Here is a 12,820-nt window from a genome sequence, read left to right as displayed (position 1 = left end):
TTATCTCTTACACCAGCGTGCTGCCGAATAAACAATTGCCCACATGATTTACACTTATATCGCTGTTTTTTATTCTGCTTGCCCCACTTTATTACATCCGTGCTCTTACAGGTCAAACACGCCTTTTTTTGACGATTTCATATAACAAAAAAAGCAAATTGAAACCGATTTCAATTTGCTTGATGTATATTCCTTTATTACAGTCGATTACAAATATTCTACCAACTATTTTTGGCAATTATATCTTTTAAATAGCTACTTAAAATCGGTGGCTATCCAGCTGGCCAGGTTGCCTTCTTTATTAATCTCTATCAGTTTTTCAACGTCCTCATCCTTTTTGCGCGATTCTTCCATGCTGTATTTGGATAATACTGCCCTTAGTGCCACCAGGTTGGCTGTGTTCTTGTCAAAATCTGTTTTATGCTGCAACGCAAATTTGGCATATTGGGAAGTGTAGGTAAACAACAGCTCGGGATTAAGATCGCTAAGATCATTTATGGTTTTGTTGATTGACAAGGACACGCTGTGACTACCTTGCACCCAGGCTAAGATAAATAAGCGGGCTGCCTGCCTTTTTTCACGTTTATCTTTCCAGCCGGTTTGTTGCAGCCAGTCGGCAGTGTTTATTACCTGTTGCTCGTACATATCAAAGTCGGCATCGGTTTGTAGTTCGTAGTGCATAGGCACATCATATTTTTGTGCAGTTGCTGTAAGTGTAAAAGCTGTAATAACTATAATTAGCGATAGAATTTGTTTCATATTTTAAAGCAGTGTTAAATAAATTGAGCAGGGTACTTTTGCTCAAACTTACTTATAAAGGATTTATTGCTCATTTAGTTTTAATAAATGAATCCATAATGTCCATTAAAACAATAGCCTCGTCAATTGAGCAGGGGTTGGGGCCTTCGTTTTTAAAGTAAGCCACAATTTTTTCAATCATTGGCTGCTGGATGTGTTGCGGATGTTTAAACGTTACAGTTTCATCTTCGGTATCTGTTTTCCAATTCACATAATTGCCAAAAAACGGGAAAGTTATTTTCCCTTTTGTGCCGATGATTTCGCAGGTATCGGTCGTTAAACTTTCGGCTACGTTAAAACACCAGGAGCCATTAACAACCACTTTGTTTTTAAACAGGATTTCGCCGCAAACGTGATCATCGGCCGGTGTTGAAGCAGATTGGTTGAGCGAGAAGCCATGATATTTTTCCGGTTCGCCAAAATAATATAACATCAGGTCCAGCTGGTGCGGGGCCAGGTCATGAAAATAACCGCCGCCCGAAAATTCGGGCAATACCCGCCAGTTGGTTTCGCTTTCGGCAATCAGTTTTGGCTTACGGCTTTGCCACATCCTGATTTGCACCGTGCGCACTTCGCCAATTTTTTGTTTGTCCAGCAAATCCTTCACCATTAAAAACATGGGCACTGCCCTGCGGTAATGCGCTACAGTGAGTTTTGCATTGCTTTGTTTTACGGCCGCAGCCATGGCCCTGGCCTCATCGGCATTGCGGGTAACAGGTTTCTCCACATATACATTAAAACCTTTTTCCAGGGCAGATAAAGCATACTCCAGGTGTGACGACGGCGGGGTAGCAATATAAATAGCATTGACACCGGCTTCGGCCATCATTTTATCAGCATCGCTGTACCATTTGCCCACCAGGTGGCGGCTGGCATAGTCGGCTGCCTTTGCTGCATCACGCCGCATAACGGCTAATAAATCGCTGTCGGCCACTTTTTTAAAGGCGGGCCCGCTTTTAAGTTCGGTCACGTCGCCGCAACCAATTATACCCCAGTTGATCATATAGCCCCCTTTGCCCCTCTAAATCTCCCCTAAAGGGGAGACTTTTAAGAAACTTGTATTTTTAATTAATTGATAATCTAACTATTGTTCCCCCTTCAGGGGGTTAGGGGGCTTACAATATCACCTCAATCTGCGCCAGTTCATCGGCCGAAAAAACAATATTGTCCAGCGCCTTTAATGAGTCGGCCAGTTGTTCGGCGCGGCTTGCGCCAATCAGTACCGATGTAACGCGGTTATCTTTCAGCAACCATGCCAATGCCATTTGTGCCAGTGTTTGCCCGCGTTGCAGTGCAAGATCGTTAAGCCTTTTTATTTGGCTCAGGCGTTCTTCAGTTAATTGCGAAGCCTGTAAAAAGCCAGTTGATTTTGCAGCACGTGAATCTTCGGGGATGCCGTGTAAATATTTGTTGGTTAACATACCCTGCGCCAGCGGCGAAAACGGGATACAGCCCACACCTTCGTTGCCCAGTACATCCATTAGGCCACCTTCAACCCAACGCTCAAACATGGAGTATTTGGGCTGGTGGATAAGGCACGGCGTACCCAGCTCTTTTAATATTTTAATGGCTTTTGCGGCAACATCGGCAGGATAGTTGGAAATACCTGCATATAAAGCTTTTCCCTGGCGAACAATGAGATCAAGCGCCGCCATGGTTTCTTCCAACGGTGTTTCAGGATCCGGGCGGTGGTGGTAAAATATATCTACATAGTCCAGGTCCATACGTTTAAGGCTTTGATCAAGGCTGGCAACCAAATATTTTTTTGAACCCCAATCGCCATAAGGGCCATCCCACATGGTATAGCCGGCTTTGCTGCTGATGATCATCTCATCGCGATAGCCACGGAAGTCTTCTTTCAAAATGCGACCAAAATTTTCTTCGGCCGAACCCGGAGGCGGGCCATAGTTGTTGGCCAAATCAAAATGGGTAATGCCGCTGTCAAAAGCAAGGTGTAAAATTTTGCGGTAGTTTTCGGTAACATCAACGTGCCCGAAATTGTGCCACAAACCCAGCGAAATAGCCGGTAATTTAATGCCGCTATTGCCGCAGCGACGGTATTGCATTTTCTGGTATCTGTTTGCAGACGGTAGGTATGTCATATTTATAAAAGGTATGAGTGAGATGGATTGTATCAGAAGTAAAAATAGAATTTTAATCAGAATATTTTGTCTGAATCAGAATTTACAGGATTTTAGAATTATCAGGATCAGGCAGTAAGCATTTTATAATTTGTTAATCTTAAAATTCTGTAAATTCTGATTCAGACAACCTCGGCAACCACGAAAGTACTGCCTCCCACAAAAACCAGGTCGTCGGCACCAGCTGCGTTTTGAGCTGCCTGTAAGGCCTGTTTAACCGAAGCGTATGTTGTTCCCTGCAAACCGATGCTTTCAGCCTTTAGCCTTAAGCTTTCAGCCTCTAACCCTCTTGGTATATCGGGTTTGCAAAAATAGTAGGTAGCGTCTTTTGGGAGCATGCTTAAAACCTTGGCGATATCCTTATCATTCACCATGCCGATTACAAAGTGCAGGTGTTTGTAGTTAACGGATGCAATGTTTTTTAAAACCTCCTGTATACCATCGGGGTTGTGGCCCGTATCGCAAATGGTCAAGGGCTTTTCCGTTAATGTTTCCCAGCGGCCATGTAAGCCGGTAAGGGTTTTTACCTGCGATAAGCCTGTGCCGATATCATCATCACTAATATTGAAACCTTGAATACGTAGTTCGTCAATAGCAGTTAACACAGTCTTTACATTTTTGAGCTGATATGAGCCTGTAAGATCGAGCTGGATGAGTTGTGAGTTGTGAGTTGTGAGTTGTGAGTTTTTTGTGGCCGTTAAATCGAGCAGGTTTTCTTTTTGACTTTTGACTTTTGACTTTTGAATTTCCCAAATACCTGATGCAAATGAAATGTCAGTCTCTTCTTTTATGGCCTTGTCAATAAAAATCTGCGCCGTTTCCGACTGGTTTTCGCCAATAATAACCGGGATGTCGGGTTTAATGATCCCCGCTTTTTCGGCTGCTATCAGTTGTAAAGTATCACCCAGGATATTCATGTGATCCCAGCCGATGTTGGTGATAATGGAAAGCAGTGGGTTGATGATATTGGTGGAATCCAATCTGCCGCCCAGGCCAACCTCAATGATGGCTATGTCTACCTTCTCCTTTGCGAAAACATCAAAAGCAAGGCCAACAGTCATTTCAAAAAATGAGGGACGAATCTCATCAAAATCTTTAATGTGATCTTCAACAAAATCAATCACCGTTTGCTCACTGAGCATTTGCCCGTTAATGCGGATCCGTTCGCGAAAATCTTTTAGGTGGGGGGATGTATACAAGCCTGTTTTATAACCGGCCGTTTGCAGTACCGCCGCCAGCATGTGCGATGTAGAACCTTTGCCATTGGTGCCGCCAACATGCACGCTTTTAAATTTATGCTGGGGGTTACCAAGCCGCTTGCAAAGCTCGATGGTGTTATCCAGGTTAGCTTTGTAAGCCGAAGCCCCATCGCGCGTAAACATAGGGAGTTGAGTGTATAGGTATTGGATAGTTTCCTGGTAGTTCATTTGTTTAGTTGGCAGTTTACAGTTTGCGATTTGTAGTTGGGAACGGAAACCGAATTGTTTTCTTAACACGTGGGCATTTACTAACAAAATGTAAAGCTATTTATTGGTTGCGCAAACTGCAAATTTTTAACTGCCTACTGAAAACTGACATCAATTTACCTTAAACACAAACACCACCGTGCCAACCTGGGTATCCGGTGCCGAATCAAGGGCATTTAGCTTGGAGTTTTTTACAGCATCTTCGCATTTTTGCAAAAGTGCTGCATCGGTTATGGTTGTACCACGGGCACCGGCCCGTGCGTATATCACGTTGCCATCTTTGTCAACTCTTATATCAACCATTATTTTGCCTGTTTGGCGGTTGTCATCGCTAACAGACGGACGGCTTACAAAATTACGCTGGGCCATGTTAAGGCTGCCACCGTTGCCAGATCCTGTTCCGTTGTAATTATTGGTTAAGGTACTGCCTTCCGGCTTGCCCTGGTTGCCGGGTTTATTGCCGGTACCATCACCCTGGCCCGTGCCGGTTGTGGCTTTGCCTTTGTAAAGGGCGTTTTGGTTCACAACGGGTTTTGCAACCGCTTTGGTAGGCTGTGGTGTAGCCACTGCAGTTGTTGGCTTTTTTGTTGGGGCGGCCACTTCGGGAGCATCTTCGGTATTTTGGGTTACCACGGTTTTCTCGCTGGCCTGCGGCGTAGGTTTATCTTCCGACGGAGGGGCAGGGGTAACCTTGTCGGGCTTGGTATGGTTAGCTTTCTCGGCAACCGAAGGTTCTTCGGTGCTCATATAATCATTACCCATACCTTCATCAGTGGTGCCATAGTTCACCAGGATACCACCGGTGCCTTCCTCTTGTTTTGGTGGGTTTTGAAACACGATAAAATAACATGCCGCTATCAGCAGGGTCATGATAATGCCTGTTGCTAAAAACGCCTTTGGATAGTTATTTTGCTCTTCCCTGTATTCCATTTTAGTATCAAGTAGTTAGTATCAAGTATCAAGACTTGTTTAAGAGTATCAAGTAGTAAGTATCAAGACTTTTTAATCACGCTTCGTCTCTTTAAATCTTTCACCGTTTCAATGTCATGTCTTTAAATACCAGGTGAAGCTATCTTACTACTTGATACTTACTACTTGATACTATCCCTTTGGTTCCGTTGCTAAAACCAGTTTTATGTTTAATTTTTGTGCTATATCCAATACCTGTACCACGTCCTGTATGGCTACGGTTTTATCTACCGATAAAACAATGGTTAGTTCTTTAGCCATGGCTTTGTAGGTTGATAGTTCGTCCATGAGTTTATCTACCGGTACTACCTTTTTATCAACGGTGTACACCAGATCTTTAGTAATAGCTACGTTGATTGTTTTTTTGGAGATAGACTGCCCGCTTGATGATTTTGGCAAAACCAGCTTAACCACGTTTGGGTTGGTAACCGTAGAAGCGATGAGGAAAAACAAAAGCAGGAAGAACATGATATCGTTCATTGCCGATGTATGTACCTCGGCTGATGCACTTTTATGTCTTTTTCTTAAATTCATTTGCTTGGCTCCTCTAACAGGTCAATAAATTCAATGGCATCAGTTTCCAGTTTCAGGATCACCTTATCAACCATCATATTTAAAATATGGTAGCACACGTAGGCCACAATACCCACAAACAAACCGGCGGCAGATGTTACCATTTTTACGTATAAACCGCCAGATATAACACCCATACTGATGTTATCTGTTTTAGAAATATCGTAAAAAATTTTGATTACCCCGGCAATAGTACCCAGGAAACCAAACATCGGTGCTATACCGGCTACGATACCTAAAATACCAATATTTTTTTCCAGTTTGGATACCTCCAGCTTGCCAATGTTTTCTATGGCGCCTTCAATATCTTTTATAGGGCGGCCAATACGCAATAAGCCTTTTTGAAGCATACGGCCCAACGGCGTATTGCTGTTACGGCAAATAGCGATAGCCGATTCCAGGTTGCCCGAATGGATGCTTGACCGTACCTGTATCATCAGGTTCGACTCATTGCGGGATGCCTTGCGAATGGTAAAATAGCGTTCAAAAAATATTACAAGCCCAAGTACGGCCAGTATGCCAATAGGTATCATTACCCACCCTCCTTTTATCAGCAGGTCGCCAAAACGTAAATCTTCTGCGGGTGCTAATTGAGTGGCTGCATGGTTAGCGGTATCTACTAAGTGCTTTGCTGTATCTGTTACTGCCTGTATTAATAATAATGTCATTTCTTAGGATTGTATGGTTGTATTGTTATTTTATCGTCGCTTATTTTCCCAGTGGAAACAATTTTTTGTTTAGCATCAACGGCCTCGTCCCGTACGAAATATGTTCCTAAACTCAATTTAATAAGTCTACCTGGTACATTTTGAAGGATATGTGCATTAAAGCCTAATTTTTTATATTGAATAATGGTATTTTGAGCATCAACCTTTTTCTTGAAAGCTCCTGCTAAAAGTTCATATCGTACACGACTAAGGGTATCATTAACGGGTGCCACTGCCTTACTTAACGCAGAATCGGGCTTCAAAATTGCCTTTTTAATAGTATCAGCAGGCTGTGCCGCTTTTTTTACAGAGTCGGTATCGCTTTTTGTAACAGGAGTTGCCTTTGGCTCCGGTTGCAGTTGCATTTCCTGGCCCTTGTTCAGATGCAGCCACTGTGGTTTAAATTTGTAAACAGTTAATGCGGCGCTGGCCAAAATGATTACCACTATTAATATAATAGCCCATAGGCTTATACCACGCCTTGGCTCTGGTTCGTCATCCACATATTCTTCAGGTTGATTAACAGTTTCTGTAAACTCGATATTCCTTACTGGTGGGGGCAGCGGCAAAGGCTCTGGTGATGGTATTGCAGCTGTTGCCTGCACTGGCGTATCAGCTGGCTCTGGCGCAAGAGCGGCCGTTTGAGCAGTTACTTCTGGCGCAGCAGGTTGGTTTAATTTTTTTATGCTGACGGGCGCGTACCCATAAAAAGATGCGTTATCACTATTGCTTATCTTTGATTTAAAGGCAATTTTGCCTTTATCCGTAAAAAACCAACCCAGATCAGCAAACGGCACTTCCTGCAAAGCGGCCTCTTGTTTTAAGGCGCCAATGTATTTATCGGTAAAGTATTTAGATGATGCCAGCGAGATTTTTTTCTTTTCGGCAATGTATTTTGTTAAAGTATCATCGCCATCAAGTGTTTGCGGATCAAACTGGATTTTATAACCGGGTGGATAGAATTTACGCTCGGCATCGTTATACCAGGCGCCCACACGTACATGTACAAAATAGCCAAGGCCCGGCACACTTATTTCGCCGTGCTGGCCCAGTAGTTCACTTAAGTAATTGGCTATATCCATTTGTTAAAATACGGTTTTATGGTAATTCAATAATCTTAAAACGAGAAACCAACGCCGCCAAAGATATTAAATCCGTAGTTAGGATAGTATACCCAGTTTTGATAACCTGAGTTTAAAATGTTATTTGCTTGCGCGAATACAGTAATAACCGGTGTAACGCGGTATTCAACACCACCATTCAAATCAGCAAAGGAAGCAATTTCGCGGTTCTCGGTTAACAGGCTTGTATTTGGCGACGGCGTCCCTAACGGACCCGGCACAATGCCAAATGGCCTGTCATAGGCAGTTCCTCGTATCAATAATGAACCGGTTATGCTTACTTTATTGTTAATATGTATGGCGGTACCCGCTGTTAACAAAAACTTAGGCAGATTCCAGGCTTGCGCTTCTGTTGCCATTTTATAATCCTTAAACTCAACGCGGCCAAAAATGTTTACATCTTCGGTTGCTTTAAAGTCAAGCTCGCCATTAAAACCGCTTACACGCGACCGGCCTTTATCATATATAACATCAAATTTATAACCTTGGGTAGTTTGAGTGCTTACAAATAAGGCCATATCTTTTATGCTGTTGCGGAATACAGCTGCTTTAAAGCTAAGTCCCGGTGCCAGTGTGCCTTTTAGGCCGGCGCTGATATCCAGCTGATCAACGGAGTTTTGAAGCTTTATATTTTGATTGATGTATGGGTTTACATTGGCAAAATCGCGTATTGATGCCCTGTTTACATCACCTTTGGCCTCAACAAACAGGCGTACATATTTGGGTATTACCTGGTATTCTAGTTTTGCAGCCGGGAAAACAAAAAAGCGGTCATAGTCGCCAAACTCTTTAGCGATGGTTACGCCTGCATCAATTTTATAGTTGGTGCCCTGGAATTTGATATAAGGGTTTAACCGCAGGATGCTGTTATTTAAGTTATAGGCACTGTCTTTAGGGTTGGCCAGGTCAACCGAAGCGCCCAGGCCGGTATAAAACTGTTTAATGGTTTGGTTTACAAAGCCCGAAAGTACAATATTGCTTTCGCGTGCCTTATAGGCATTGCCGAATGAATATCCATTTAGTTTTACCGAGTAGGTAAAGTCGTTTTCAACATCTTTAAAGTTTTTGGCCAGTTCAACTTCGCCGCTGATATCATTAAAATATTGTTTTTGCGGGGTAAAGGTTAGGGGGATTGAATCCGGGTGACCGTAAAAATAAACACCACGGCGTTTATAATTGATGCGGCCGCTGATGGTATTCTCTGAATTGATGCTTTTGATGAACACGCCAACCTCATCTTTACTTTCGGTTTGCTTATCCCATGAGCCCGATTGCGAAAAGTGTTTCAGGAAACCGCCAACCTGTAAAGCCTGGTCGCGGCCATTGCCAAAATATGCTTCGCCAAACAAGGTTTTCATGCTACCTACACCCGCTTTAACATAGTTGTTAAGCAATACCGAGTCTTGTTCGGCAGGCCGTTTTTGAGCATCAAGACGTTTAATTTCCGAATCCTGGTCAAGCTTTTTATCCAGCGGGGTATAAGCTAATGGTGCTTTAAAAGGCACTTTATCTTCCAGATCGGGGTTGCGCCGAATTTTTACCGCATCGGCTAATACTGGTTTGTAAGCAGTGGTTACCACAATCTCTTCTGATAAACTGCCCCCGTTTGTCGGGTTGTTACCGTTGGCACCGCCTTTTTTTGTAGTATCCTGGTAGGCTTTGCTAACTACATCGCCCAGTTTTTTTGCACCGGCATCGGTTTTTTTAACAGTGGTTTTTGTTGTGGCTTTTTTTGCAGGCGCCTTAGCCGGCGTTTTGGCTTTGGTGGTTTTTACTGTTGCCTTTTTTGCAGGTTTCTTTGTTTGCGCTTGTGCAGGAACAAAGTATAATGCTATTATTAAGGTAAGCAGCGTATAGGTGTATCTTAATTTCATTGCTTGTCTTCTTTTATATTACTCTTCGTTATCCTGTTAATTTTGAGCTGGAGTTTTGGTAGTATCTGCAGGAGCTGCTTTATTGTCGCCGGTATCGGGCACTACAGGCGCAGCAATTTTGCTTGATTTGCCACCGTTTAACACATCCAGTTTTTGTTTGGCCGTTGGCAGTATATCATCATCGGCTTTATAATTATCAATAATACTTTGCAGGGTTGCTTTAGCTTGGAAATTGTCTTTCAGGGCCTTGTAGTTGTCGGCCAATAAAATATATGTTTTGGCTACCCAGTAATCGTAGTTTGGCATTTCTTTAGCCAGGTCAAAACACATTTTTTGCGATGTTTTGTACCGGCCTTTTAAATACTCAACCAGTGCCACATTGTATTTTGCTTCGGCTGCGGCAACTGTTTTGGTATTGGTTATGGTGTAGTTTAATTCCTTAATTGCGGTGGTTGTATCGCCCCTTTGCAAATAAGCCTTACCTGCATATAAACCTGTGCGGAATTTATCTTCCTGTGCGGTTTTGTCGTTTTCCCTAACCAGTTTTACATAGTTAAGGGCATCATCCGGCATTTTCATTTCGGCATAGCAAAGCAACAGGTTGTTAATGGCAAAGGTATAATCTGCCTTATATTCTGAATTGGTTTCAAGGCGTTTTAGGAACACTACCGCTTCGTTATATTTTTGCTGGCTGATATAGAGTTTAGCCATCGCTATTAATGATTTTTCGCTGTAAGCGCTTGTCCAGTCGTTTAATATCAGATTGTAATCTACAACGGCTTCCTGTGTTCTGTTCAGGTTGGTTAAGCTTTGTGCCCTTATAAATCTTGCCTGTTTTTCGTAAATCTGTTTGCCCGGAAACTTATCAAAATAAGCGTTTACGGCACCCAGGGCACCTTGCCAGTCATTTTTTAAATAAAGGTTGTTGGCAGCGGTTATCATAATGCTTTCCTGATCGGCAGCCGTGTAATTACCTATCGGGGTAGTTGCCGCGTAAGTAATAAATGTTTGGGCATCACCTTTATCGGTATAAATTTTTTCTATCTGCTTAAGGGCCTGCTTGGCTTCATCGGTTGATGAGTAATCCTGAATCACTTTTTTGAACGATTCAACGGCCACATCATCGTTACCTGCATTGTAATCAATTAACCCGATGGTAACCAGCGCACGCGGAATGTAGCTGCTGCGCGGATATTTCTGAATCATCGCCTGTAAACCTGTCTTGGCTTTTTCGCCGTCTGTTTTCAGGAAATAGGTGTAAGCTATTTCAAATGATGCGTCATCGGCGTAATCAGAATTCGGGAATTTGTTCAGCACATCATTCAATGTGCTTATCTTGGTATCCAACGATCCCTGCAATCCCTGGATCATCCCACGCTGAAACAAGGCATAATCTTCGCCCTGGCTATGCCTGGCAATAATGCGGTTGTAGTAATCAAGCGCTTTGCCGTAGCTTTTTAATACAAAATAGCTATCCCCAATACGGGTTACTGCATCGTTTTGCGTGCTTTCGTCTTTAACATCACCAGCTAAAAACTTTTCAAAGTAATTAGCTGCCTTTTTATACTGTTCGCCATAAAAGGCGGCGTAACCCACGGCGTAGTTGGCATAGTTGGCTACTTCGGTTTCCCTGGCTTCGGGCATGTCCAAAAACTGCTCAAAGGTTTCAACCGACTCGGTGTATTTACGTACCTCGTACATCGCTTCGGCCATCCAATAAGTGGTAAGGGCTGCTGTTTTTGGGTCGATAGGATTTTTTAGCGACCGAAGAAAAATACCAATGGCGTTTTCAAAGGCGCGCTCGTTATAAAATTCCAACCCGCGGTAATAGGTAACTTTTTGATAAGCGATCTGGGCGCTTTCTGATTTGTTGGGGATGGGCTCCAGTATATCTACCGCCTCTTTGTAATTGCGGGAGTTTAGCAGTTCTTCGCCCAATAAAACCTTCATCTCATCATTACGGCGTGAGCGAGGGTAGTTTTTAAGGTATAAACGGGTAGCTGCAAGGGCCTCAGTGTTAAAGTCCAGCTCGTATGATAGCTTGGCGTACTCATACAAGGCATCTTCCTGTAATTGCTTATCATAAGTAAGTTTGGATGCATTAAGGAAAGCATTGCGGGCGCTTTGCTTATTGTTCATCTTCAGGAACACATCACCAAGTGTATAGTTACCATTTTGGCTATATACATCTTTTTGCTCCACCAGCTTTTCAAGCTCGCTGGCGGCCTGGGCGTAATTACCCACCTTGTAAAAGGTATAACCTATCTGGTAACTGTCCTGCGTGTTTTGTGTACGCCCTTGGTCCCGGTCCTGGAAACGGCCATAGTACTTTACCGCATTATCAAAATTGGCTTTGGCAAAGTACGATGCGGCAATTATGCGCAGCATTTCGGTCTCGTTTTGCTGGTGGGTGCTGTTAACAATGGGTACCGCGTAGTTTATTACATCATCATAGCGTTTATCTAAAAAGTAAACTGCCGAGATATAATAAGGGTAGCTGTTTTCATACTTCTTTGATTTTTTTAACCGCTCAAAGTTCACCAATGCCAAGTGATAATCTTTATTGAGGTAAGCTATGTATGCAAAGTAATAAGTAGCATCTTCGGTAAATTCGGTTTTCTTGGTTTTTACTTCGGCAAAAAGCAATTGTGCGTCTTTGTAGTTGCCCAATGAAAAATAGGCATAACCTTTACGGAATTTGTACTCAGTGTTATCGTGCCCGTTAAGTTCGCCGGCTTGTACTTTATCAAACCATTCAATTGATTTTTCGTACTTTCCCTGTTTAAAATATGATTTACCTATCTGGAAATAAGCCAGCTTGGTAAGCGGGTTTTCGGGATGCTCCTTAATGAAACGCTGAAACATGCTTTCGGCATCATCATTATTAAGGTTAAGGGCGCAAAAGGCTTCGTAATATTGGCTGTTTTCTTTTACCAGCGACAGGTCTGATTCAAACTTGGGCTGGGTAGTAGTTTTAAGCCGGGTTGCTTCCAATAGTCGAAATTGCTCGGCAGCCGAAGCATATTGCCCCCGGCTCATGAGGTCGACGGCAGCATGGTAAGTTTTGTAAACCTGGGTAGATGGGTTTTGCTGTGCAAAAGCGGCTGAAGCAATAAAAACAGGGATTAGCAGGGGGATGTATCTTTTTTTGATCATAAAGCGCATACTAAC

Annotated in this window: 11 protein-coding genes; all 11 read right to left on the bottom strand. The window is 43.1% G+C overall.

The window, feature by feature from the left end:
• Positions 1 to 116, bottom strand: a 116-nt coding sequence (locus tag AC1DU2_RS28110) for an IS1/IS1595 family N-terminal zinc-binding domain-containing protein (protein WP_477387629.1), incomplete at its 3' end; no start/stop codon positions are given.
• Between the two features lie 139 nt (positions 117 to 255).
• A complete protein-coding gene (locus tag AC1DU2_RS28105) occupies positions 256 to 759 on the bottom strand; it encodes a hypothetical protein (RefSeq protein WP_477355784.1) in 504 nt (167 codons plus the stop codon).
• 70 nt (positions 760 to 829) lie between these two features.
• A complete protein-coding gene (locus AC1DU2_RS28100; protein WP_477388638.1) occupies positions 830 to 1,801 on the bottom strand; it encodes a Gfo/Idh/MocA family protein in 972 nt (323 codons plus the stop codon).
• Between the two features lie 112 nt (positions 1,802 to 1,913).
• Positions 1,914 to 2,900 (bottom strand): L-glyceraldehyde 3-phosphate reductase, encoded by a 987-nt coding sequence (gene mgrA, locus AC1DU2_RS28095; protein WP_477355790.1) that lies wholly within the window; start codon positions 2,898 to 2,900, stop codon positions 1,914 to 1,916.
• A gap of 161 nt (positions 2,901 to 3,061) precedes the next feature.
• Positions 3,062 to 4,366 carry a bifunctional folylpolyglutamate synthase/dihydrofolate synthase gene (locus tag AC1DU2_RS28090; protein WP_477388636.1) on the bottom strand — a complete coding sequence of 435 codons (1,305 nt, stop codon included), beginning with the start codon at positions 4,364 to 4,366 and terminating at the stop codon, positions 3,062 to 3,064.
• Between the two features lie 150 nt (positions 4,367 to 4,516).
• A complete protein-coding gene (locus tag AC1DU2_RS28085; protein WP_147052890.1) occupies positions 4,517 to 5,335 on the bottom strand; it encodes an energy transducer TonB in 819 nt (272 codons plus the stop codon).
• Between the two features lie 171 nt (positions 5,336 to 5,506).
• Positions 5,507 to 5,908, bottom strand: coding sequence for an ExbD/TolR family protein (locus AC1DU2_RS28080; RefSeq protein ID WP_477355799.1), 402 nt, complete (start codon positions 5,906 to 5,908; stop codon positions 5,507 to 5,509).
• On the bottom strand, positions 5,905 to 6,615 hold the full coding sequence (locus AC1DU2_RS28075) for a MotA/TolQ/ExbB proton channel family protein (RefSeq protein ID WP_147052889.1): 711 nt from the start codon (positions 6,613 to 6,615) through the stop codon (positions 5,905 to 5,907). The genes AC1DU2_RS28080 and AC1DU2_RS28075 overlap by 4 nt, the downstream gene beginning before the upstream one ends.
• Positions 6,612 to 7,736 (bottom strand): HU domain-containing protein, encoded by a 1,125-nt coding sequence (locus AC1DU2_RS28070; RefSeq protein ID WP_477388634.1) that lies wholly within the window; start codon positions 7,734 to 7,736, stop codon positions 6,612 to 6,614. The genes AC1DU2_RS28075 and AC1DU2_RS28070 overlap by 4 nt, the downstream gene beginning before the upstream one ends.
• A 35-nt stretch (positions 7,737 to 7,771) precedes the next feature.
• Positions 7,772 to 9,649, bottom strand: a complete 1,878-nt coding sequence (locus tag AC1DU2_RS28065; protein ID WP_477388632.1) for a TonB-dependent receptor domain-containing protein — start codon at positions 9,647 to 9,649, stop codon at positions 7,772 to 7,774.
• Between the two features lie 36 nt (positions 9,650 to 9,685).
• Positions 9,686 to 12,805 (bottom strand): tetratricopeptide repeat protein, encoded by a 3,120-nt coding sequence (locus AC1DU2_RS28060; RefSeq protein WP_477388630.1) that lies wholly within the window; start codon positions 12,803 to 12,805, stop codon positions 9,686 to 9,688.
• Between the last annotated feature and the right edge of the window lie 15 nt (positions 12,806 to 12,820).

It is taken from the genome of Mucilaginibacter sp. P4_C11 (genome assembly GCF_056402115.1).
This window is presented reverse-complemented; position numbering and strand designations above follow the sequence as displayed.

Bases quoted from the DNA above. Each gene is read 5' to 3' on its own strand.
- AC1DU2_RS28065 (WP_477388632.1), bottom strand. From the start codon at position 9,649: ATGAAATTAAGATACACCTATACGCTGCTTACCTTAATAATAGCATTA.
- AC1DU2_RS28080 (WP_477355799.1), bottom strand. From the start codon at position 5,908: ATGAATTTAAGAAAAAGACATAAAAGTGCATCAGCCGAGGTACATACA.
- AC1DU2_RS28075 (WP_147052889.1), bottom strand. From the start codon at position 6,615: ATGACATTATTATTAATACAGGCAGTAACAGATACAGCAAAGCACTTA.
- AC1DU2_RS28090 (WP_477388636.1), bottom strand. From the start codon at position 4,366: ATGAACTACCAGGAAACTATCCAATACCTATACACTCAACTCCCTATG.
- AC1DU2_RS28070 (WP_477388634.1), bottom strand. From the start codon at position 7,736: ATGGATATAGCCAATTACTTAAGTGAACTACTGGGCCAGCACGGCGAA.
- AC1DU2_RS28085 (WP_147052890.1), bottom strand. From the start codon at position 5,335: ATGGAATACAGGGAAGAGCAAAATAACTATCCAAAGGCGTTTTTAGCA.
- mgrA (WP_477355790.1), bottom strand. From the start codon at position 2,900: ATGACATACCTACCGTCTGCAAACAGATACCAGAAAATGCAATACCGT.
- AC1DU2_RS28100 (WP_477388638.1), bottom strand. From the start codon at position 1,801: ATGATCAACTGGGGTATAATTGGTTGCGGCGACGTGACCGAACTTAAA.
- AC1DU2_RS28060 (WP_477388630.1), bottom strand. From the start codon at position 12,805: ATGATCAAAAAAAGATACATCCCCCTGCTAATCCCTGTTTTTATTGCT.
- AC1DU2_RS28105 (WP_477355784.1), bottom strand. From the start codon at position 759: ATGAAACAAATTCTATCGCTAATTATAGTTATTACAGCTTTTACACTT.